This is a genomic window from Streptomyces minutiscleroticus (assembly GCF_014650875.1).
GTDB lineage: Bacteria > Actinomycetota > Actinomycetes > Streptomycetales > Streptomycetaceae > Streptomyces > Streptomyces minutiscleroticus.
Map to the genome: position 1 here is coordinate 98636 of NZ_BMVU01000005.1, position 22353 is coordinate 120988.

The window sequence follows — 22353 nt, forward strand, 5'->3', positions numbered from 1 at the left end:
GCTCCTCGGGTATCCCCCTGCGTGGAGTGTCCACGGGGGGAAGAAGTTGCTCGTTACATATAAATGGGCGCGGGACACGGGGTGGACAGCCGGCGAACAGCCCCTCATGAGAGCTTCAACAGAGGCTTGCCCGATATCGGGCAGAATTCTTGCGAAACGGCCTTCGGTACTTCAGGATCATCCGAGTGCACGACGAACTGGTCGACCATCTGACACGCACCACGCCCCTCGGCCGGGGCGAGGCGCTGCGGGTCGTCCAGGACGTCCTCGCCTACTTCGACGAGACGACCGAGGACTACGTCCGCCGCCGCCACCGGGAGCTCCAGAGCCTGGGGCTGGTGAACGCGACGATCTTCGAGCGGATCGCGGAGGAGCTGCGCTACCGCGCGGTCGCGCCGCCCGGCCTCTCCCTGAGGCAGCTGCGCCGCATCGTCTACGGCTGAGCCGCCGGACGCGCTCCTCGATCGACACCACCTGACGACCTAGGGACGGGGAAAGCCTCACATGTGCGGAATCGTGGGATATATCGGCAAGCGCGATGTGGCGCCTCTGCTGCTCGAGGGGCTCCAGCGCCTGGAGTACCGGGGCTACGACTCGGCGGGCATCGCCGTCACCGGCCCCAAGGCGGGCGGCCTGAGGACGGTCAAGGCCAAGGGGCGCGTCCGCGACCTGGAGGCCCGCGTCCCCAAGCGCTTCGCCGGCACCACGGGCATCGCCCACACCCGCTGGGCCACCCACGGCGCCCCCTCCGACGTCAACGCCCACCCGCACCTGGACGGTGAGGGCAAGGTCGCCGTCGTCCACAACGGCATCATCGACAACGCCGGCGACCTGCGCCGCAAGCTGGAGGCGGACGGCGTCGAGTTCCTCTCCGAGACCGACACCGAGGTCATCACCCACCTCGTCGCCCGCGCCCAGGCCGAGAAGCTGGAGGACAAGGTCCGCGAGGCGCTGCGCGTCATCGAGGGCACGTACGGCATCGCCGTCCTGCACGCCGACTTCCCCGACCGCATCGTGGTGGCCCGCAACGGCTCCCCGGTCGTCCTGGGCATCGGCGAGAAGGAGATGTTCGTCGCCTCCGACGTCGCCGCGCTGGTGATGCACACCCGCCAGATCGTCACCCTCGACGACGGCGAGATGGCCACCCTCAAGGCCGACGACTTCCGCACGTACACCACCGAGGGCACCCGGACGACGTCCGAGCCGACCACCGTCGAGTGGGAGGCCGAGTCCTACGACATGGGCGGCCACGAGACGTACATGCACAAGGAGGTCCACGAGCAGGCCGAGGCCGTGGACCGGGTGCTGCGCGGCCGCATCGACGACCGGTTCTCCACCGTCCACCTGGGCGGCCTGAACCTGGACGCCCGCGAGGCGCGCCAGATCCGCCGCGTGAAGATCCTGGGCTGCGGCACCTCGTACCACGCGGGCATGATCGGCGCCCAGATGATCGAGGAGCTGGCCCGCATCCCCGCGGACGCCGAGCCGGCCTCGGAGTTCCGCTACCGCAACGCGGTCGTCGACCCCGACACCCTCTACGTCGCCGTGTCCCAGTCGGGCGAGACGTACGACGTACTCGCCGCGGTCCAGGAGCTGAAGCGCAAGGGCGCCCGCGTCCTCGGCGTGGTGAACGTCGTCGGCTCGGCGATCGCCCGCGAGGCCGACGGCGGCATGTACGTGCACGCCGGGCCCGAGGTCTGCGTGGTCTCCACCAAGTGCTTCACCAACACCACGGTCGCCTTCGCGCTGCTCGCGCTGCACCTGGGCCGCACCCGCGACCTGTCGGTCGCCGACGGCAGGCGGATCATCGAGGGCCTGCGCCGGCTGCCCGCCCAGATCTCCGAGATCCTGGAGCAGGAGGAGGAGATCAAGAAGCTCGCCGAGGAGTACGCCCAGGCGCGCTCGATGCTCTTCATCGGCCGGGTCCGCGGCTATCCGGTGGCCCTGGAGGCGTCGCTGAAGCTCAAGGAGGTCTCCTACATCCACGCGGAGGCCTACCCCGCCTCGGAACTCAAGCACGGCCCGCTGGCGCTCATCGAGCCCGCCCTGCCGACCGTGGCGATCGTCCCCGACGACGACCTGCTGGAGAAGAACCGGGCGGCCCTGGAGGAGATCAAGGCCCGCAGCGGCAGGATCCTCGCCGTGGCCCACCGCGAGCAGGAGAAGGCCGACCGGACGATCGTCGTGCCGAAGAACGAGGACGAGCTGGACCCGATCCTCATGGGCATCCCGCTGCAGCTGCTCGCCTACCACACGGCGCTGGCGCTGGGCCGGGACATCGACAAGCCCCGCAACCTCGCCAAGTCCGTGACGGTCGAGTAGCCGGACCGGGGCGGCCCGGTCCGGCCGGGCCCTGCCCCGGAACATGAACGATCCCCGTGCGTGCCACCAGCGCACGGGGATCGTTCCGCACGGGCCGGAGCCGCCCAATTACCCCGGCCCGCCGGGAACGGGGTCCGCTCGCCCCGCTCCCGGTGCGCGGTTGTCTCGGCTGCCCGGTTGGTACCCGCCCCGAGGGCGCGCGGCACCTCTACGCACGGGTAGATTTATGCCGGTACGCAAGGGAACTGACGTGGCGTCAGGCAAGAGGAGCGACCGCTGCCCCGCGGCGTTCCGGGAGAGTCCCCGGGGGATGCGGGTGCGTCTCAGGGGATGACGACGACGGGGCGCTGCGCGCGCTTGGCGAGCCGTCCCGCGACGGAGCCGAAGAGGCGCCCCGCGATGCCGTGCGTGGAGCCGACGACGATCGCGTCCGCCTCGTACTCCCGCCCGACCTCCTCCAGCTCGTGGCAGATGTCGCCGCCGCGCTCGACGAGGATCCAGGGCACCTCGGCGAGGTAGTCGGCACAGGCCAGTTCGAGGCCGAGGACCTCGGTGCGGTGGTCCGGGACCTCCACGAAGACGGGCGGCTCGCAGCCTGCCCAGACCGTGGTGGGCAGCCGGTTGGCGACGTGCACGATGATCAGGCCCGCGCCGGAGCGGTGGGCCATGCCGATGGCGTACGCGAGGGCGCGCTCGCTGGAGGTGGACCCGTCGAAGCCGACCACGACGCCGTGCTTGAAGGCGGGGTCGCAGGAGCTGCGCGGCTCTTCCGCCGCCAACGGCCCGTCCGCCGTGGGATCGGCTACGGGGCGGTTGCGGTCCGCGGGATCGAAGAATTCGTGACCGGCCATGAGTGTCTCGGCGTATGGATCCTCTGGAGGGGACGACAACGTGCGGCAGAGCTGTGTCCGGGAATCATCTTCCCAAGGCCATACCCTCCAGGGTACGGCGACACTCCTCCACTGCCCAGATCCCGCTGACGGTTCGTGGGGTTCCCCGGAGCATGCACGAGGGACGCCCTCGGCGCAATGGTCGCTGCCCCGTACAGGTGGTTTGTGCGGACTTCGCCCCCGGGCGCCGGGCCCGGGAGGACCGCGCGTCCGGCCCGGGATTCCGGCCGTCCGCCCGCGCGGGACGGGCCCCCGGGCGGACGGCGGGGCCGGGCGGCGGGTGACCGCGCGCTCGAACACGCGTTGAACCGGACAAGCCACGCCCAAGGAGCCCTCCGTGTCCGGTCCCCCGCCCACCTCCCCGCCCTCCGTCCGGCCGCCCGCCGCACACGACGCGGCGGGCGACGTGGCCCGCTGGGGCGCTTTCAGCTGCGTCCTGGTTCCCGTCGTCCTGGTGGGGTACGGAACCTCTCTGGCGGGCGCCTGCGGCACCGCCCTGGGTCTCGCGGCGGTCACCGGTGCCTGCCGGCTGCTGCTGCGCCGCTCCGAGCGCGGGGCGGCGCGACAGGGCGCCGGGGAGCACGCGCCACCGCGCGGCCGGCCCGGTGCGGCGGACCCCGGAGCCCGTGCGGCAGAGTGGCGCACCGATCGAAATACGCCGGTCGGCTGACTGATTTCCGCACCCCCTCCCACCGCTTTTCAGCCAACTTGTGGGTCATAGGCATCACTTGCAGGAATGGGGTCCCACCCCCCGTTCCACCTGCACTGAAAGGGGTACGCGGGGGCCGCACACCCTACGGGGACCGGCCACTGACCCGAGACGCACTTCCCTGTGCGGCTCACGAGTGCAACGCTTCGTGATCGAATGCTTCACGCCAAGTTGCCATGTCGACAATGTGCCGCGTGCTGAACTGGTCACGCCGGCACTGCGCAACACAGTAGATTCGATCTTGACTGTCTTACGGCGGGGGACTCGTGCAGGACCGAGGGGAAACGTGCAGGAGCGACACAACCGAGGAGCCGCGACCACCGAGGGGGGCTTAGCAGGATGAGCCACGACTCCACTGCCGCGCCGGACGCCGCGGCCCGGAAACTCTCCGGGCGACGCCGCAAGGAGATCGTCGCGGTGCTGCTGTTCAGCGGCGGCCCCATCTTCGAGAGTTCCATACCGCTGTCGGTGTTCGGGATCGACCGCCAGGACGCCGGCGTGCCGCGCTACCGATTGCTGGTGTGCGCGGGGGAAGAGGGCCCTCTGCGGACCACAGGGGGGCTGGAACTCACCGCACCACATGGGCTGGAGGCGATCTCCAGGGCGGGCACCGTCGTGGTCCCGGCCTGGCGGTCGATCACCTCGCCGCCGCCGGAGGAAGCGCTCGACGCACTGCGCCAGGCGCATGAGGAGGGCGCCCGCATCGTCGGGCTGTGCACGGGCGCCTTCGTGCTGGCGGCCGCCGGACTGCTCGACGGGCGGCCGGCGACCACGCACTGGATGTACGCGCCGACGCTGGCCAAGCGCTATCCGTCGGTGCACGTCGACCCCCGTGAGCTGTTCGTGGACGACGGCGACGTGCTGACGTCCGCGGGCACCGCGGCAGGGATCGACCTGTGTCTGCACATCGTGCGGACCGACCACGGCAACGAGGCGGCCGGCGCGCTGGCCCGCCGCCTGGTGGTCCAGCCACGGCGCAGCGGCGGCCAGGAGCGCTACCTCGACAGGTCTTTACCCGAGGAGATCGGCGCCGACCCGCTGGCCGAGGTCGTCGCCTGGGCGCTGGAGCACCTCCACGAGCAGTTCGACGTGGAGACGCTCGCCGCGCGTGCGTACATGAGCCGGCGGACCTTCGACCGGAGGTTCCGCTCGCTCACCGGGAGCGCTCCCCTGCAGTGGCTGATCACTCAGCGCGTGCTGCAGGCCCAGCGGCTGCTGGAGACCTCCGACTACTCGGTCGACGAGGTCGCCGGACGCTGCGGATTCCGTTCCCCGGTGGCCCTGCGCGGGCACTTCCGGCGGCAGCTGGGCTCGTCCCCGGCCGCCTACCGGGCCGCCTACCGGGCCCGGCGGCCGCAGGGCGACAAGCCCTCGGACGCCGACAGCACGCCGCCTCCGCCGCCGGTGACGGAGGCGCCGCTGCCCATGCAGACGCGGCGCACCGCGGCCGCGCACACCATGGGGCCCGCCGCGGCCTCCCTGGCGGCCGACCCGGCGCACTCGGGTCACCACACCGGGCACCCGGGTCACCCGGGCCGGGAGATGTACGCCGCGAGCCGGGCCGGTGTGCCGGGCCAGCGCAGCGCGCCGTAGCACCGCCGGCGGCCGGACGCCGCGGACCCGCCGTACGGAGCGGGCCGGCCGTCCGCGCCGCTGAGGGGCGGCCCCGGGACCCCGGGTCGCCCGGACGGGCCGTCCCCGGGACCCCGGGCGGCCCCGGTCCCCTTCTCCACCCCCGAGCGGCCGCGCCGTCGCCGATCACCCCGCCGCACGAGTGGTCCGCGGGGCCGGGCCGGGCCGTAGGGTGAGACACATGAACGATCGCATGGTGTGGATCGACTGCGAGATGACCGGGCTCTCGCTGTCCGACGACGCGCTCATCGAGGTGGCCGCGCTGGTCACCGACTCGGAGCTGAACGTGCTCGGCGAAGGGGTGGACATCGTGATCCGCCCGCCGGACGCGGCCCTGGAGACCATGCCCGAGGTGGTGCGCACGATGCACACCGCGTCCGGGCTGCTGGACGAGCTGGCCGGCGGCACCACGCTCGCGGACGCCGAGGAGCAGGTCCTGGCGTACGTCCGCGAGCACGTGAAGGAGCCCGGCAAGGCCCCGCTGTGCGGCAACTCGGTCGGCACCGACCGCGGCTTCCTGCTCCGCGACATGCCCACGCTGGAGGGCTACCTCCACTACCGGATCGTGGACGTCTCCTCGATCAAGGAACTGGCCCGGCGCTGGTACCCGAGGGCGTACTTCAACAGTCCGCAGAAGAACGGCAACCACCGGGCGCTCGCCGACATCCGCGAGTCGATCGCCGAGCTGCGCTACTACCGCGAGGCGGTCTTCGTGCCCCAGCCGGGCCCGGACTCCGACACGGCGCGCGCCATCGCGGCGAAGCACGTCCTGCCCGCCGAGCGGGGCTGACGACGGGGCGTGCCGACGCCCCGGGGGAAACGTTGGCGCGAGCACCCCTTCGGACCCTGTACACTTTTTCTCGGCCGGTCGGGGAGACCACTCGGAGAACCACCGGTCGTGGTGGGTGTAGCTCAGCTGGTAGAGCACCTGGTTGTGGTCCAGGATGTCGCGGGTTCAAGTCCCGTCACTCACCCTGAACGGCGAGGGCCGGTCCGTACGGACCGGCCCTCGCCGCATCCGCGCCGCCCCGCGCGGGCGCGCCGCGGCCGGGGGCGCCCCGGGTCCCGCGCCGGTCCGCGACCGCCTACGAGGACTCCCGGACCACCAGCTCCGTGGGCAGGACCACCTGGCGTCGGTCCAGACTCCGCGAGGACGCCGGACGGCGGTCGGCTATCTCCTCAAGGAGCAGGCCGGTCATCGCCCGGCCCATCCCCTCTATGGGCTGGCGGACGCTGGTCAGCGGCGGGTCCATGTGACGGGAGATCGCCGAGTCGTCGTAGCCGACCAGGGCCACGTCGTCCGGGGTGCGCAGGCCCCGCTCGCGCAGCACCTGGCGGGCGCCGGCCGCCATCACGTCCGAGCCCGCGAAGACCGCGTCCAGCGTGGGGCGGCGCTCCAGCAGCTCCGCCATCGCGCGGCGGCCGCCCTCCTCGGTGAAGTCGCCGGGCACGATCAGCCGCTCGTCGTCCTCCTGGCCGGCCTCGCGCAGGGCCGCCCGGTAGCCGTCCACGCGGCGCTGGGCGCCGTACACGTCCAGGCGGCCCGCGATGTGGGCGATCGTGCGGCGCCCCCGGGACAGCAGGTGCTCGACGGCGAGGCGGCCGCCGCCGTAGTTGTCCGAGTCCACCGACGGCAGCGTCTCCTCGGCGGACCTGCGGCCGCTGATCACCGCCGGGATCTCCAGCTGGGACAGCAGGTCGGGCAGCGGGTCGTTGGCGTGGACCGAGACCAGCAGCACGCCGTCCACGCGGTGCGCCGCCAGGTACTGGGCCAGCCGGCGCCGCTCCCGGTCGCTGCCCGCGAAGATCAGCAGCAGCTGCATCTCCGTCTCCGACAGCTCCGAGCCGACGCCCCGCAGCATGTCGGAGAAGTACGGCTCGGCGAAGAAGCGGGTCTCCGGCTCGGGGACGACGAGGGCGATGGCGTCGGTGCGGTTCGCGGCCAGGGCGCGGGCCGCGGTGTTCGGTACGTAGCCGAGCTCCGCCACCGCCGCCTCGACGGCCGCGCGGGTGGCGTCGCTGACCCGGGGCGAGCCGTTGATGACCCGGGAGACCGTGCCGCGGCCGACGCCGGCGCGCGCGGCGACCTCTTCCAGGGTCGGCCGCCCGCCGCTCCGTCCCCGTGCTCCGTGGACTGCCATGGCCCGCCTCCCGTCCGCCGCGGCTCGCACCGCCTCTGGCCTGGAATCTAACAGCCTGCCCCGAGCCGGTCTCCCGGCGCCGCGGGTCCCGGCCGCCCGCGGGGGCGCGGAGCCGGCGCCGGCGGGCCCCGGCCGGCCCCTCCCGGGGCGGCCGGGTGCTTCCGGCCCGGGCGCGTTCTTCCGGCCAGACTTCGGAACCCGAACGGACCCCGGGACGTCCGCGCCCCCTCACCCGTAACATCAGGCGCTCACGCCCCGGCGCGACGTCCTTCCCGACGCTTCGGTCGGCTCGTAACAGCCCGATAACTCCAGTGAGATCTCATTGTTCGCTCCCTTGACACCCCAGCGCCGAGAGACGACTCTTCAACCAATCACCTGTGGGAGCGCTCCCACGGTACCTGGCACATACACAACCCGCACGTTCCCCGCCCGAGCCGCAGCGTGAACCAACGGGCCCAACAAAGCAGTTGGCCGGGGGGTCGGCACGTCAGGGCAACAGGAGGACACGCAATGCGAGCACGTACCCTCCCCCAGTCTCAGCTGCGTTCGAGCAGGGGAACCGCCACCACCCGGCGCAAGGCGGTGGTCCTCACGGCCGTCGTGTCGCTGGGCATGGGGCTGCTGGCCGGCTGTGCCGACGACGGCGGCGACGAGTCCGGCTCGTCGTCGGGCGGCGGCGAGGGCAAGACCGTGATCACTCTGGGGCTGTTCGGCACCCAGGGCTTCAAGGAGGCCGGCCTCTACGCCGAGTACGAGAAGCTCAACCCGGACATCAAGATCCAGGAGAACGTGGTCGAGCGGAACGAGAACTACTACCCGGCTCTCGTCAACCACCTCACCACCAACAGCGGCCTGCAGGACATCCAGGCCGTCGAGGTCGGCAACATCGCCGAGGTCGTGGAGACCCAGGCCTCGAAGCTGATGGACCTGTCCAAGGTCGAGGGCGTCAAGGCGAGCGGCTGGCTGGACTGGAAGTGGAAGCAGGCCACCACCAAGGACGGGCAGACCGTCGGCCTGGGCACGGACGTCGGCCCGATGGCGATCTGCTACCGCAAGGACCTGTTCGAGAAGGCCGGGCTGCCCACCGACCGCGAAGAGGTCGGCAAGCTGTGGGCCGGCAGCTGGGACAAGCTCGTCGAGGTGGGCGAGGACTACAAGGCGAAGGCGCCGAAGGACACCACCTTCCTCGACTCGCCCGGCGGTCTGATCAACGCCATCCTCAGCGGTGAGAGCGAGAAGTTCTACGATGCCTCCGGCAAGGTCATCTACAAGACCAACCCGGCCGTGAAGAACGCCTTCGACCTCACGGCCAAGGCCGCGAAGGACGGGCTGACCGGCAACCAGACGCAGTTCCAGCCCGCCTGGGACACCACGATCGCCAACAGCAAGTTCGCCGCGATCTCCTGCCCGCCGTGGATGCTCGGCTACATCAAGGGCAAGTCGCAGCCGGACGCCGCGGGCAAGTGGGACGTGGCCGCCGCGCCCAAGCCCGGCAACTGGGGCGGCACCTTCCTCGCCGTGCCCAAGTCGGGCAAGAACAGCGAGGAGGCCGCGAAGCTGGCCGCCTGGCTGACCGCGCCCGAGCAGCAGGCGAAGCTCTTCGCCAAGCAGGGCAGCTTCCCGAGCGCCCCGGCCGCCTACGACCTGCCGCAGGTGACGGACGCGAAGAACGACATGACCGGTGACTCCCCGATCGGCACGATCTTCGCCGAGGCCGCCAAGGAGATCCCGGCCCAGGTCATCGGCCCGAAGGACCAGATCGTCCAGCAGGGCCTGACCGACAACGGCGTCATCCTCGTCACCCAGGGCAAGTCGCCCGCGGAGGCCTGGAAGAACGCCGTGAAGACCATCGACAACAACCTGGAGAAGTGACCGGTATGGCCACCCGGCACGACACCGCCGCGCCCCCCGTGAAGGGGGGCGCGGCCCCGGGCCGTCCACCGGTCGACGCGGCGGCCGCCGAGGCCGCGAAGAAGCGCGCCCGGCTCTCCCGCCGCTGGCAGCGGGACATCCGCTGGAGCCCGTACGCCTTCGTCTCGCCCTTCTTCCTGCTCTTCCTCGCGTTCGGCCTGTTCCCGCTGATCTACACCGGCTGGGCCTCGCTGCACACGGTGGAGCTGACCGCGCCCACCGACATGGAGTGGGTGGGCCTGCGCAACTACACCCGGATCTTCGACGACGAGTTCTTCTGGAACGCGGCGCGGAACACGCTGACCATCGGCATCATCTCCACCGTGCCGCAGCTGCTGATGGCGATGGGCCTGGCGCACATCCTCAACTACAAGCTGCGCGGCTCGACCTTCTACCGGGTCGTGATGCTGGCCCCGTACGCGACGTCGATCGCCGCCGCGTCCCTGGTCTTCGTGCTGCTCTTCGGCCGCGACTACGGCATGATCAACTGGGCGCTCGACCTCGTCGGCATCGACGCGATCGACTGGCAGAACGACAAGTGGTACTCCCAGATCGCCGTCTCCTCCATCATCATCTGGCGCTGGACCGGCTACAACGCGCTGATCTACCTGGCCGCGATGCAGGCGATCCCGCAGGACCTGTACGAGTCGGCGGCGCTGGACGGCGCCAGCCGCTGGCAGCAGTTCATCCACGTCACGCTGCCCTCGCTGCGGCCGACGATCCTGTTCACCGTGGTCGTGTCGACCATCGGCGCCAGCCAGGTGTTCGGCGAGCCGCTGCTGTTCGACGCGAACAAGGGCGCGTCCGGCGGCTCCCAGCACCAGTTCCAGACGCTCGGCCTGTACCTGTACGAGCAGGGCTGGGTCAACCAGCACCTGGGCCGCGCCTCCGCGATCGCCTGGGCGATGTTCCTGATCCTCATCGTGATCGGGATCGTCAACTCCGTCATCTCGCGCCGGCTGCGCGCCAGTAGTTAAGGAGAACCGGCCGTGACGACGACCCTGACGAAACCCCCGGCCGACGCGGTGCCCCCGCCGCCGCCCAAGCGGACCCGGATCTCCAAGGCCGCCCGGGCCGGCGGACAGCTGCACGCCGGCCCGGTCGCCTACGTCATCCTCGCCCTGTTCACCATCGGCTCGCTGTTCCCGCTGGTGTGGACGGCGATCGCCGCCTCCCGCGACAACCAGCGGCTGGCACAGAACCCGCCGCCGTTCTGGTTCGGGGCCAACCTCTTCGACAAGCTGGAGGTGGCCTGGACCGACGCGAACCTGGGCGAGGCGTTCCTCAACACCACCATCGTGGCGGGCATCTCGGCGCTCACCATCGTCTTCCTGTCCACGATCGCGGGGTTCGCCTTCGCCAAGCTGCGGTTCAAGGGGCGCGGCGCGCTGATGCTGATCGTGGTCGGCACGATGATGGTGCCGCCGCAGCTGAGCATCATCCCGCTGTACATGATGGTCGCCAAGCTCGACTGGACCGACCAGCTGCAGGCGGTCATCCTGCCGTCGCTGGTGAGCGCCTTCGGTGTGTTCTTCATGCGGCAGTACCTGCTCCAGGCGCTGCCGGACGAGATCATCGAGGCCGCCCGGGTCGACGGCGCCAGCAGCTGGCGCGTGGTGTGGCACGTGGTGTTCCCGGCCGCGCGGCCCGCGATGGCCGTCCTCGGCATGCTGATGTTCGTGCAGACCTGGAACGACTTCCTGTGGCCGTTCCTGGTGCTGACGCAGAACGGCAGTCCGACCGTCCAGGTCGCCGTGGCCGGCCTCGGCCGCGGCTACACCCCCGACCAGTCCCTGATCATGGCGGGCGCGCTGCTGGGCACGCTGCCGCTGCTGGTCGTCTTCGCGATCTTCGGCAAGCAGATCGTCGGCGGCATCATGCAGGGTGCCGTCAAGGGCTGACGCCCCCGGCGGGGCCGGGCCATCGCCGCCCCGGCCCCGCCTTCCCCTCTCTCTTCGACCCGAAGGTCTCCGCGACCTTCTATGGGAGCGCTTCCATGCCTGAGCCTGTGACCTTCCCGCCCGCCTTCCTCTGGGGAGCGGCCACCTCCGCGTACCAGATCGAGGGCGCCGTGCGCGAGGACGGCCGTACGCCCTCGATCTGGGACACCTTCAGCCATACGCCGGGCAAGACGGCCGGGGGCGACACCGGCGACGTGGCGGTCGACCACTACCACCGCTACCGCGACGACGTGGCGCTCATGGCGGAGCTGGGGCTCACCGCGTACCGCTTCTCCGTCTCCTGGTCGCGGGTGCAGCCGACCGGGCGCGGGCCGGCCGTCCAGCGCGGGCTCGACTTCTACCGCAAGCTGGTCGACGAGCTGCTGAGCCACGGCATCAAGCCCGCGATCACCCTCTACCACTGGGACCTGCCGCAGGAGCTGGAGGACGCGGGCGGCTGGCCCGAGCGCGAGACCGCGTACCGCTTCGCCGAGTACGCGCAGATCGTCGGCGAGGCGCTGGGCGACCGCGTGGAGCAGTGGATCACCCTCAACGAGCCGTGGTGCAGCGCCTTCCTGGGCTACGGCTCCGGCGTGCACGCCCCCGGCCGCACGGACCCGGCGGCCGCGCTGCGCGCCGCCCACCACCTCAACCTGGCGCACGGCCTGGGCACCCAGGCGCTGCGCGCGGTGACGCCGGCCCGCAACTCCGTCGCGGTGAGCCTCAACTCCTCCGTCGTGCGCACCCTCACGCAGGACCCGGCCGACCTGGACGCGGCCCTGCGGATCGACAACCTCGCCAACGGCGTCTTCCACGGGCCGATGCTCAAGGGCGCCTACCCGGAGCGGCTGTTCGCGGACACCGCCTCGGTCACCGACTGGTCGTACGTGCGCGACGGCGACCTGGAGACGATCCACCAGCCGCTGGACGCGCTGGGCCTGAACTACTACACGCCGTCGCTCGTCTCCGCCGCCGCGTCCGCGCCGGACGGGCCGCGCGCGGACGGCCACGGCGCCAGCGCGCACTCGCCCTGGCCGGCCGCGGACGACGTGGCGTTCCACCAGACGCCGGGCGACCGCACGGAGATGGGCTGGACGATCGACCCGACCGGCCTGCACGAGCTGATCATGCGCTACTCCCGCATGGTCCCGGGCCTCGCGCTGTACGTCACGGAGAACGGCGCGGCCTACGACGACAAGCCCGGTCCGGACGGCCGCGTGCACGACCCGGAGCGCATCGCCTACCTGCACGGCCACCTGTCGGCGGTCCGCCAGGCCATCGCGGACGGCGCCGACGTGCGCGGGTACTACCTGTGGTCCCTGATGGACAACTTCGAGTGGGCGTACGGCTACGAGAAGCGCTTCGGCGCGGTGTACGTCGACTACGCCACGCAGAAGCGGACGCCGAAGTCGAGCGCGCACTGGTACGGGCAGGCCGCCCGCACGGGGACGCTGCCGGAGGTGGACGCCGTGGGCACGGTGGACGCCGTCGGCACCGCCGCCGAGTAGGACGCGGAACGCACGTACGGCCGCCGGCGGGACACGCGCCGCCGGCGGCCGTCGGGCCCCCCGCCGCTCCCTCCGGGGGGAGGGAGCGGTGAGGGCCGAGGGGAGGCAAGGGGGACCGGGGAAGGGACGCGCCCCGGCCGGGTGGGGGGTGAGCCGGCCGGGGCGCGTTCTTTTTCTGGGGGGTGTGGGGGGATCACCGGGACACGGCCGTGGGGACCGTCGGGGACCCGGGGCTCACCGGTTCGCCGCACCGGGAGGCTTCCGCCCGCCGGCCTTCGCCTGCCGGGCCACTGCCTGCCGGAGTCTTCGCGTGCCGGAGCCTTCGTCCGGCCGGGCTTCCGCCCGCCGGGGCTCTCGTCCGGCCGGAGCTCTCGCTTGCCTGGGCTCCGGCCCGCCGGGGCTTCCGCCTACTGGTAGGCGGCGAAGGCCTTCGCGAACGCGTTGCCGTCCTGGACGATCGAGCTGCAGGTGGCGTCCGCGGTGGGCTTGGCGCCGCCGGCGCACTGCTTGTCGCGGGTCGCGGACCACATCGAGAGCCAGGCGAGGCCCTTGGACTTCGCGAAGTCCACCAGCTGCGTGGCGTCCTCCACCTTGAAGACCTCGCTGGCCACGTCGTTGACGCCGATCATCGGGGTGACGGCGACGGACTTCCACGCCTCGGCGTCCGAGAGCCCGAGGACGCTCTTGATCTGCGCCTGCGTCGCGGTGGCGGCCTGCTCGGCGTAGGTGCCCATGTCACCGCTGTACGCGGCGCCGTAGTCCATCGCCATGATGTTGACGACGTCGACGGAGACGCCGTTCGACTTGGCGTCGGAGAGCAGGTTCACCCCGTCCTGAGTGAGCCCCTCGGGCATCACCGGGAGGGTGAAGGACACCTCCAGGTCCGGGTGGCTCTTCTGCACCTGGGCGATGGCCTGGGCGCGGCGGGTGTTGGCTGCCGTGTTCGGCAGCGCCCCGCCCTCGACGTCGAAGTCGACCTTCGTGAGGTCGTACGCGTCCACGACCTCGCTGTACGCCGCGGCCAGCGCGTCGGCGGAGGAGCAGGTCGTCGCGAGCTCCGAGCCGGCGGCGCCGCCGAAGGAGACACGGACGTCGCCGCCCTTGTCCCGCAGGGCTCCGATCTGCGACGCGACCGCGTCGCTGCCCAGGTCGGAGACGCCGCCCCACTTGGGCGTGCAGCCGCCGCCGTCGGTGACGAAGGCGAGGTTGTACTCCTTCACACCGGTGGCCTCGGCCGCGCCGAGCAGGTCGAAGGCCGGGTAGAGCGAGGTGTCGACGTACGGGGCGAAGCCGGCCGTGGCCGCCGAGCCGCTGCCGGCGTCGGTGCCGCCGCCGCTGCCGGCGTCACCGCCGCTGCCGCCGCCCGTGCCCTCCGATGCGGTGGGGTCGGGCGAGGAGGGGGCGGACGGGGAGGAACCGGACGTCGGCTCGCCGGTGGGCTCGGGGGTCCCGGTCGGGCGGCCGCTGGGCTCCGGCGTCGCGCCCGCGTCCACCGAGCACGTGGCGCCGTCGACCCGGCAGCCGGTGGGGTCCGCGCTGCCGTTGACGACGAACCCGACGGTCACGGACTCGCCCGGGGCCAGCCCGTCCTTGTCCCAGGACGGCGGCTTCACGGTGACGTGCTGACCGCTCACGCTGGACTCGGCGTTCCACAGCGAGCTGAGCCTGCTCCCGGAGGGCAGGTCGAACTCCAGCGACCAGTCCTCCTTGACCCGGTCGCTGTCGTTGGTGACGACGTACTGCGCGGTGTAGCCGGTCGACCAGTCGCTGGTCTTCGTGTACGCGGCGCCGACGCCGGCCGCCTGCGCGGTCCCGGTGAACAGGAAGGCGCCGCCGCCCGCGACGGCCGCGGCCACGAGGCCGCCGATCGCCTTGTTCCTGCCGCTGCCTCTGCGCCGGTGCGTACTGCTCATCTCGCGTGCCTGCCTTCGCTGCTGCCTCGCCGGGGAGTGCCCGGCGGTGCTCCGGGGGTGGGGTGCGGCAGCGACGTTAGCGAGGTGGATTCGGGCGAAAGCCCTGATCCGGGCGGCGGCCGCGGATCTTAGGGCGCGCTTAAGGAAGCCATCGGAAGCGGTTAAAGATAGCGGCCGGACAGGGGCGGTGAAGGAGCTCCGCGGGAGCGGGCGAGGGACTTCGCGACCCCGCCCGTCCCCGGCGACCGCCCGCCTCCGAAGTCCGCCCGTCCCAGGAATCCGCCCGCCTCCGGAGTCCGCCCGTCCCCGGCCCCGGCGTGCTCAGCGAAGTGCCAGGCGCTTGCGGCGCCGCACCGCGCCCCGGTGGCCGCGCCGTACGGGGGCGCGGGCGTCGAGCTGGAACCAGATGCGGATCTCCGTGCCGCCCAGCACCGACCGCCCGATCCGCACGTCGCCGCCCGTCGACTCCGCGAGCCGCCGCACGATGTCGAGCCCCAGGCCGGTGGAGCCGTCGCTGCCCGAGCCGCGGCCGCGGGCCATCGCCGCCTCGGGATCCGGTATGCCCGGTCCCGCGTCGGAGACGAGGACGATCACCGCGTCCTCGCCGTTGTGCACGTCGACCGCGAAGGCGGTGCCCTCCGCCGTGTGCCGGAAGACGTTGCCGAGCAGCGCGTCGAGGGCGGCCACGAGGTCGGCCCGGGGCACGGGTATGCGCACGGGCCGGTCGACCCCGGCCACCCGCACCTTGCGTCCCTCGTCCTCGGCGAGCGCGGACCAGAAGTCCATCCGCTCGCGCACCACCTCCGCCACGTCGCACCCCGCGACCGCCGCGACGGCCGCCGTCTGCGGCTTGGCCTCGCGCGCCGTACGGATGATCGTGTCGACCTCGCGCTCCAGCTGCTCGACCGCCGCCCGGGTCTGCTCGGCCGCGGGCCCCTCCCCCAGCGAGGCCGCGTTCAGCCGGAGCACGGTCAGCGGTGTGCGCAGCCGGTGGGACAGGTCGGCGGCCAGCTCCCGCTCGTTCGCCAGGAGCTGGACGACCTGGTCGGCCATCGAGTTGAAGGCGGCCGCCGCGAGCCGCAGTTCGGTCGGACCCTCCTCCGGGACCCGCGCCCCGAGCTTGCCCTCCCCCAGCTCGTGCGCGCCCTCGGCCAGCCGCTGCGCGGGCTGCACCATGCGCACCCCGAGCCGGTCCGCGACCGCGACCGAGCCGACGATCAGCGCGACCCCGACCCCGGCGAGCACCGCCCAGGCCGTGCCGACGCCGTTGGTGACCTCGGACTCGGGGACGTACACCTCGACGACGGCTATCGCGCCGGAGCTGAGCGCGATGGGCTGGAGCAGCGTGGAGCCGCCGGGCACCTCGGTGATGGAGGCGCGGCCCAGCTCGCGCGTCATGGCGAGCTCCTCGGCGGTGGCGCGCTGCCGGCCGACGTCCAGGTCCTCCTCGCCGTCGACGGCGGGTATGTGCACCGCCATCTGCAGGTCGGCGTCGGCGGAGGCGACGACCCGGTCGAGCTGCTCCGGGTCGGTGGTGATGGAGAGCGCGGGCGCGAGCGTGGCCGCCTGCCGCTCGGCGTTGGAGAAGGCCCGGTCCCGGGCCATCTCGCGGACGACGAGACCGAGCGGGACCGCGAAGGCGACCACGACCATCGCGGTGACCGCCAGGCACACCTTGACCAGTGCCCACCTCATCGCGGCGGCTCCGCTCCCGGCGGCTCCAGCTTCACGCCCACCCCGCGCAGCGTGTGCAGATAGCGCGGCCGGGCCGCGGTCTCCCCCAGCTTCCGCCGCAGCCAGGACAGGTGGACGTCGATGGTCTGGTCGTCCCCGTACGACTGCTGCCACACCTCGGCGAGCAGCTCCTTGCGCGGCACGACGACGCCGGGCCGCCCGGCCAGGAAGGCCAGCAGGTCGAACTCGCGCCGGGTCAGGTCCAGGCGGACGCCGTCCAGTTCGGCCTGGCGCCGCAGGGGGTCGATGGCGAGGCCCCCGACGCGGATCTCCCGCGAGGGCGGGGCCTCCCCGGCGGAACGGGCGCGGCGCAGCACCGCCGCCATCCGCGCGGACAGGTGCTCCACCGAGAACGGCTTGGTCAGATAGTCGTCCGCGCCGTCGTTGAGCAGCCGGACGATCTCCGTCTCGTCGTCCCGCGCGGTCGCGACGATCACGGGCACGTCGGTGATGCCGCGCAGCATCTTCAGCGCCTCGGCCCCGTCCAGGTCGGGCAGGCCGAGGTCCAGGATCACGACGTCGAAGCGGAAATGGGCGACCTCGCGCAGCGCCTCGAGCGCCGTGCCGACGCTGCGCACGAGGTGCGCCGCCTCGGTCAGATGGCGGATCAGGGCGGAGCGCACGAACTGGTCGTCCTCGACCACGAGCACACTTGCCATGGGCGGCACCGTACGCCATGCGGGCGATATTGGCCTGAACCTGTGGACAACCCCGCGGCCGACCCTGTGGACATCCTTCGCAGTCCGCCCCGCCCGAGACACCGGTGGGACGCGTGGGGCAGTATGGCCGCGATGCACAGGGGAGTCGTACACGTGTTGGCATGGTCGCTCGCCACGGGCGCGGCGGTCACGCTGTCGTGGTGGGGTGTCCGCACCGTGATGACGGGCACGGCGTACGACCCGCCGCGCGCGCTGCCGGTCACGGTGGACCAGGCCGGCGCGGCGCCGGAGCCGATGGCCTCGTCGACGAGCCGGCCCCGGCCGTCGAAGAGCCCGTCCGAGAGGGCCGAGACACCGCAGACCGCCGGGACGTCGAAGACCTCCGAACCCTCCGCGAGCACCTCCGAGCGGCCGGCGAGGAGCCCGTCGCCCGCGAAGTCGCCCCCGGCGGGCGCCGGTTCCGCCGCGGACACGGCGAGCGGCGTCGAGAGCTACGACACCAAGGGCGGCCGGGTCGTCTTCGACCTCGGCCCCTCCTCGGCCACGCTGGTGTCGGCGACGCCGGGCTCGGGCTGGTCGATGCAGGTGTGGAACACCGACACCTGGATCCGGGTGGACTTCGCCGCGGGCTCCGACCGGGTCTCGGTCTTCTGTACCTGGCACGACAGCGCGCCCCGCGTGGAGATCAACAACTACTAGTGCCCTGACCGGAAAGGTTCACCGGCTCACGACGCCCGGCACGGCACTAGCGGAGCCCGACGGCCACCGGGCCCCGGCGTGACCGGGGCCGGAGCCGCCCTACTGGAACACGGACGGCGGCGGGGCCGGCGACGCGGTCGCGGAGGCGTCCGTCACCGGTGCGGCCCCGCCGGTGAAGTCGGCCAGCGCCCTGCCGTGCTCGACCCGTCCGGGGTGCGGGTCGGAGGCGGCGCGCCGGGTCAGCTCGGCGACGGGCAGCGGCCGGTCGGAGGCGACGAGGACGGCGTTGCCGAACCGCTTGCCGCGCAGCACCGCCGGGTCGGCGACCAGGGCGAGTTCGGGGAAGACGGCCGCGGCGGTGGCGATCTGGCCGCGCAGGTGCGCCAGCGGCGGGCCGTCGGCCACGTTGGCCGCGTACACGCCGCCCGGCCCGACCACCCGGCGCACCTCGCCGAGGAACTCCGTGCTGGTCAGATGGGCCGGTGTGCGCGCCCCGCCGAAGACGTCCGCGATGAGCAGGTCCGCCCAGCCGTCCGGCACCTTCGCGAGCCCTTCGCGGGCGTCGGCCGAGCGCACCCGGATCCGGGCGCCCGGGTCCAGGGGCAGCTCGCGCCGCACCAACCGGACCAGTGCCGCGTCCCGTTCGACGACCTGCTGGGTGGAGCGGGGCCGGGTGGCGGCGGTGTAGCGGGCGAGGGTGAGGGCGCCGCCGCCGAGGTGCACCGCGTGCACGGGCCGGCCGGGCGGGGCGACGAGGTCGATGACGTGACCGAGCCTGCGCTGGTACTCGAAGGCCAGGTACGTGGGGTCGTCGAGGTCGACGTGCGACTGCGGGGCCCCGTCGAGGAGCAGGGTCCGGGCGCGCGGCCGGTCCCGGTCGGGCACCAGTTCGGCGAGACCTCCGTCGACCGTCTCCACGACGGGTTCCGCGGCCGCCCGCCGGTCGCCGGACCGCTTGTTCCTCGCCTTCGCCATCCGTCCATTATCGCTGCGTACGGACGGGACGGCGCGCGGTGGCGGTGCACCGCGGGGCCCGGGGACCGGGGCCGGAGAGGCGGGGGACCCGAAGGGCCGGAAGCGACCGGAAGGGGCCGGGAGCCGGAGGTCCCGGGTTCCGGTGCGGCGCGTGCCGCTCAGCGGCAGTTGTCCGCCGCCTCGATCAGCCGGGCCGCCTCGCCGAGCGCCGCGCGGAGCACCACGGGGTCGGTGGCCGGCTCCGTCTCCCCCGGCGGGAACAGCCAGCCGGTGCCGCGGACCGGGGGCTCCGGGTCACCGGCGGCCAGGGCCGTGCCGCGGCCGTCGGTCTGCGTACAGGTGCTGCCCGGCACGTCCCAGGCGTCCGCCGTGCCCGGCGGCACGAGGAAGCCGAGGGTGTCGCGGCTCCCGTCGTGCAGGACGGGCCCGACCAGGTCGCCCGCGTTGCGGCGCAGGATGTCGACCGCCTCCAGGCCCTGGCGTGTGGGCACGGTGACGAGGTCGCAGCCGGGGCCGCGGCCGGCGGCGGAGCGCGCCGGCGGCGCACCGTGCTCGCAGGCCGTGCCGTGCTCCCGGCCCGCCCTGTGCCGCATCGCGGGGAACGACACGCCCTGTCTGGTCCCCGTCCCGGTCTCCACCATGGAAGCCCTCCTCGCATCGACGCTCGCCGAAGGGTTCAACGCGCCGGAGCGTCAACGGCTACGGCGAAAGTCGGCCGCAAAGGATGGCAGTTCATGGCGGATCGAGGGGGAGATATCCGATTTGTAACCAAACAGGGTGTGGTGAACCCGGCACAGCAGGTACGTTTTCTGCCGCCGGGGACGGACGTCCTCGAACCACGGAAATGCCACAAGTCGCTTCGTTCCCGGCATGGTTCGACGGTTCGCGAGAGAGGACCCGGCCATGACGTCGTCGACGGTGACCTCGTCGTCCCGCCCGCCCCGGCCACCGCGGCCGAACCTCGCCTTCCGGCGGCTGCGCGGGGCGCGGTCGCCGGGCGAGTTCGCCGCGGCGGTGCGGCGGGCCGGCCGGGAGATCGGGGAGCGCGTCAGCTGCGACGCCCGGTACATCGGGCGGGTCGAGGCGGGCGAGATCCGCTGTCCCAACTACGCCTACGAGCGGGTGTTCCTGCACATGTTCCCCGGCAGGACGCTGGCCGACCTCGGGTTCGCGCCCCGCTCGTCGGTACGCGGCCGGGGAGCGCGCGCCGACACCGAGGTGCCTTCCCCGCGCACCGGGAGCCCGCCGCACGCCCCGTCCGGGACGGACGCGGCACACGGTCCGGACGGCGCCTGCCGCACCCGCGGCCCGGACGGCACCCGCCCTGTCCCCGATGCGTACGACCCGCACGATCTGCACGACCCGTACGACCCCTTCGAGAGCCACCCCCGGAACCACGAGGAGAGCGACGTGCAGCGTCGCGCATTCATGACCGGCGGCACCGCCACCGTGGCGGCCGCCTCGCTGGTCCCCTTCGGGCTCGCGGCCTTCCCGGCCGCGGCCGTGCCCGAGAGCGGGCGCCGGGCCGGGCGGACCGGGGCCGACGCCGTGGAGGAGGCCGTCCGGCGCATCCGGCTGCTGGACGACCGGCACGGCGCCGACGCCCTGTACCAGCGGGCCACCGCCCCGCTGCACACCGCGTACGCCCTGCTCGACGCGGGCACCGGCCGGCAGGCGACCACCGACCGGCTGTACGCGGGCGCCGGTGAGCTGGCCCTGTCCGTGGGGTGGCTGGCGCACGACTCGGGCCGCTTCGGCGACGCGCGCTCGCACTACGCCGAGGCCCTCGCGACGTCCCGGCTGTCCGGGGACCCCGCTCTGGAGGCGCACGCCTTCTGCAACATGTCGTTCCTCGCGCGCGACGCCGGGCGGCCGCGCGAGGCGGTGCGGGCGGCGCAGGCCGGGCAGCGGGCGGCACGCCGGCTGGGCTCGGCCCGGCTGCTGTCGCTGCTCGCGCTGCGCGAGGCGGGCGGCCTGGCGGGGCTCGGCGACCGCGCGGGCAGTGAACACGCGCTCGCCCGCGCGCAGACCCTCTACGGGCACGGCCCGAGGGACGCCGACCCGGAGTGGATGAGCTTCTACGGAGAGGCCGAACTCGCGGGGCTCGAGGCCCAGTGCTGGTCCGCCCTGGGCGACTGGCCGCGCGCGGCCCGCCGGGCCCGCCGGGCGGCCCGCCTCCAGGACCCGCACTTCGCCCGGAACACCGCCCTGTACACGGCGGAGCTCGCCGACGACCTGGCGCGCGGGGGCCGTCCGGACGAGGCGGCCGCCGCGGGCGAGGTCGTGCTGGACCTGCTGGACACGGTGCGGTCCTCCCGGGTGCGGTCGATGCTGGACGGCACGGCCCGGGTGCTGCGGCCGCACCGGAGGACGGCCGCGGTGGCGGCGTTCCTGGACCGCCACGCGACCCCTGCGCGCACCGCGTGACGGACACGGCCCGCCGCTCGGCCTACGGGCACGGCGTGACGGGCACGGCTCGGCGGGCAGGGCCTACGAGGCACGACCCGGCGTGCCCGGCATGCCGGGCACGGCCTACGGAGCACGTCCGGCCCGGCCGTCGGCCCCGGGGCCGACGGCCGGGCCGGACCCGAATCCGGCTACGCCGTCAAGTGCCCGCAGTCGTTCCAGGTCAGGATCGCGGGTTCGCCGTAGGCCCAGCCGAGGACCGACAGGGACGTCGGGTTGAGCCGGACGCGGGAGGCGAAGTCGACGCCGAAGCCCAGCCAGCGGGCGCCGATCGCGCGCAGGATGTGGCCGTGGGCGAAGACGAGGACGTCGCGGTCGGCGGACCGGGCCCAGGCGACCACCTCGTCCGCGCGCGCGGAGAGCGCGGCGAGGGACTCGCCCTCGGGGACCCCGTCCCGCCAGATGAGCCAGCCGGGCCGCACCGCCTGGATCTCGGCCGGGGTCATGCCCTCGTACGCCCCGTAGTCCCACTCCATCAGGGCGTCCCACTCGGTGGCGCGCTCCCCGAAGCCCGCGAGGTCGCACGTCTCGCGCGCGCGGGAGAGCGGGCTCGTGCGCACCTCGGCACCGGACAGCCCGTCGAAGGGCGCGCGGTGCAGGCGCTCGCCGAGCAGTTTCGCGCCGCGCCGGCCCTCCTCCAGAAGGGGGACGTCGGTCCTGCCGGTGTGCTTGCCGGACAGTGACCATTCCGTCTGTCCGTGCCGGGCCAGCAGGATGCGCGGTGCCATGAGGGGGACCTTCCGGGACGAGTGCGGGTGGATCGCTCCCATCATCACTCACTCCCGTTCACGGCAACCCACCGGGCGATCTTCGCGTCTGTCACGACCGAGGCGTCCCATGAGGGACACGGGGCA

General features: G+C 73.1%; 19 protein-coding genes and 1 tRNA gene. 12 read left to right on the forward strand and 8 right to left on the reverse strand.

What is annotated here, in order from left to right:
- The first annotated feature begins 185 nt into the window (after positions 1–185).
- Both IE271_RS09080 and glmS read left to right on the forward strand, forming a co-directional pair.
- Entirely contained in the window at positions 186–443 is a 258-nt protein-coding gene (locus tag IE271_RS09080) for a hypothetical protein (RefSeq protein ID WP_190189690.1), read from the forward strand.
- Between the two features lie 61 nt (positions 444–504).
- Positions 505–2322, forward strand: a complete 1818-nt coding sequence (glmS, locus tag IE271_RS09085; protein ID WP_190189691.1) for a glutamine--fructose-6-phosphate transaminase (isomerizing) — start codon at positions 505–507, stop codon at positions 2320–2322.
- A gap of 323 nt (positions 2323–2645) precedes the next feature.
- Here glmS and IE271_RS09090 read toward each other — a convergent pair whose 3' ends face one another.
- The gene (locus IE271_RS09090; protein ID WP_190189692.1) at positions 2646–3173 is read right to left on the reverse strand and encodes a universal stress protein; all 528 of its coding nucleotides are present in this window, start codon (positions 3171–3173) and stop codon (positions 2646–2648) included.
- Between the two features lie 376 nt (positions 3174–3549).
- Here IE271_RS09090 and IE271_RS09095 point away from each other — a divergent pair, with 376 nt between their 5' ends.
- The 4 genes from IE271_RS09095 to IE271_RS09110 all read left to right on the forward strand — a co-directional run bounded on the left by IE271_RS09095 (position 3550) and on the right by IE271_RS09110 (position 6527).
- Positions 3550–3882 carry a hypothetical protein gene (locus tag IE271_RS09095; RefSeq protein WP_229919210.1) on the forward strand — a complete coding sequence of 111 codons (333 nt, stop codon included), beginning with the start codon at positions 3550–3552 and terminating at the stop codon, positions 3880–3882.
- 378 nt (positions 3883–4260) lie between these two features.
- Positions 4261–5514, forward strand: coding sequence for a helix-turn-helix domain-containing protein (locus IE271_RS09100; protein WP_190189693.1), 1254 nt, complete (start codon positions 4261–4263; stop codon positions 5512–5514).
- A 220-nt stretch (positions 5515–5734) separates the two neighbouring features.
- Entirely contained in the window at positions 5735–6343 is a 609-nt protein-coding gene (gene orn, locus IE271_RS09105) for an oligoribonuclease (RefSeq protein WP_190189694.1), read from the forward strand.
- Positions 6344–6454: 111 nt separating this feature from the next.
- Positions 6455–6527, forward strand: a tRNA-His gene (locus tag IE271_RS09110).
- A 111-nt stretch (positions 6528–6638) separates the two neighbouring features.
- Here IE271_RS09110 and IE271_RS09115 read toward each other — a convergent pair.
- On the reverse strand, positions 6639–7694 hold the full coding sequence (locus tag IE271_RS09115; protein ID WP_190189695.1) for a LacI family DNA-binding transcriptional regulator: 1056 nt from the start codon (positions 7692–7694) through the stop codon (positions 6639–6641).
- Positions 7695–8204: 510 nt separating this feature from the next.
- Between IE271_RS09115 and IE271_RS09120 the strand changes: the two genes are divergently transcribed.
- From IE271_RS09120 to IE271_RS09135, 4 genes are all read left to right on the forward strand, one after another.
- On the forward strand, positions 8205–9566 hold the full coding sequence (locus IE271_RS09120; RefSeq protein WP_190189696.1) for an ABC transporter substrate-binding protein: 1362 nt from the start codon (positions 8205–8207) through the stop codon (positions 9564–9566).
- Positions 9567–9571: 5 nt separating this feature from the next.
- The gene (locus IE271_RS09125; RefSeq protein ID WP_190189697.1) at positions 9572–10582 is read left to right on the forward strand and encodes a carbohydrate ABC transporter permease; all 1011 of its coding nucleotides are present in this window, start codon (positions 9572–9574) and stop codon (positions 10580–10582) included.
- A 12-nt stretch (positions 10583–10594) separates the two neighbouring features.
- Positions 10595–11506, forward strand: a complete 912-nt coding sequence (locus tag IE271_RS09130) for a carbohydrate ABC transporter permease (RefSeq protein ID WP_190189698.1) — start codon at positions 10595–10597, stop codon at positions 11504–11506.
- A gap of 95 nt (positions 11507–11601) precedes the next feature.
- On the forward strand, positions 11602–13053 hold the full coding sequence (locus IE271_RS09135; protein ID WP_190189699.1) for a GH1 family beta-glucosidase: 1452 nt from the start codon (positions 11602–11604) through the stop codon (positions 13051–13053).
- Between the two features lie 407 nt (positions 13054–13460).
- Here the strand turns inward: IE271_RS09135 and IE271_RS09140 are convergent, their stop codons facing one another.
- The 3 genes from IE271_RS09140 to IE271_RS09150 form a co-directional block, all read right to left on the reverse strand.
- Positions 13461–14966: a glycoside hydrolase family 18 protein gene (locus IE271_RS09140; RefSeq protein WP_190189700.1), complete on the reverse strand. Its 1506-nt coding sequence runs from the start codon at positions 14964–14966 to the stop codon at positions 13461–13463.
- Between the two features lie 321 nt (positions 14967–15287).
- Positions 15288–16661 (reverse strand): sensor histidine kinase, encoded by a 1374-nt coding sequence (locus IE271_RS09145; RefSeq protein WP_190189701.1) that lies wholly within the window; start codon positions 16659–16661, stop codon positions 15288–15290.
- Positions 16658–17359: a response regulator transcription factor gene (locus tag IE271_RS09150; RefSeq protein WP_190189702.1), complete on the reverse strand. Its 702-nt coding sequence runs from the start codon at positions 17357–17359 to the stop codon at positions 16658–16660. Before IE271_RS09150 ends, IE271_RS09145 begins: the two co-directional genes overlap by 4 nt.
- A gap of 123 nt (positions 17360–17482) precedes the next feature.
- Here IE271_RS09150 and IE271_RS09155 point away from each other — a divergent pair, with 123 nt between their 5' ends.
- The gene (locus IE271_RS09155; RefSeq protein ID WP_190189703.1) at positions 17483–18058 is read left to right on the forward strand and encodes a hypothetical protein; all 576 of its coding nucleotides are present in this window, start codon (positions 17483–17485) and stop codon (positions 18056–18058) included.
- Positions 18059–18157: 99 nt separating this feature from the next.
- On the opposite strand, the gene IE271_RS09160 is transcribed toward IE271_RS09155, so the two are convergent.
- Complete coding sequence (locus IE271_RS09160; RefSeq protein WP_190189704.1) at positions 18158–19033, reverse strand: spermidine synthase; 876 nt, start codon at positions 19031–19033, stop codon at positions 18158–18160.
- 158 nt (positions 19034–19191) lie between these two features.
- On the reverse strand, positions 19192–19674 hold the full coding sequence (locus tag IE271_RS09165) for a hypothetical protein (RefSeq protein ID WP_190189705.1): 483 nt from the start codon (positions 19672–19674) through the stop codon (positions 19192–19194).
- Positions 19675–19936: 262 nt separating this feature from the next.
- On the opposite strand from IE271_RS09165, the gene IE271_RS09170 reads away from it, so the two are divergent.
- Complete coding sequence (locus tag IE271_RS09170; RefSeq protein ID WP_190189706.1) at positions 19937–21460, forward strand: NsdA family TPR-like regulatory protein; 1524 nt, start codon at positions 19937–19939, stop codon at positions 21458–21460.
- A 170-nt stretch (positions 21461–21630) separates the two neighbouring features.
- On the opposite strand, the gene IE271_RS09175 is transcribed toward IE271_RS09170, so the two are convergent.
- Positions 21631–22227, reverse strand: a complete 597-nt coding sequence (locus IE271_RS09175; protein WP_190189707.1) for a histidine phosphatase family protein — start codon at positions 22225–22227, stop codon at positions 21631–21633.
- Positions 22228–22353: the final 126 nt, after the last annotated feature.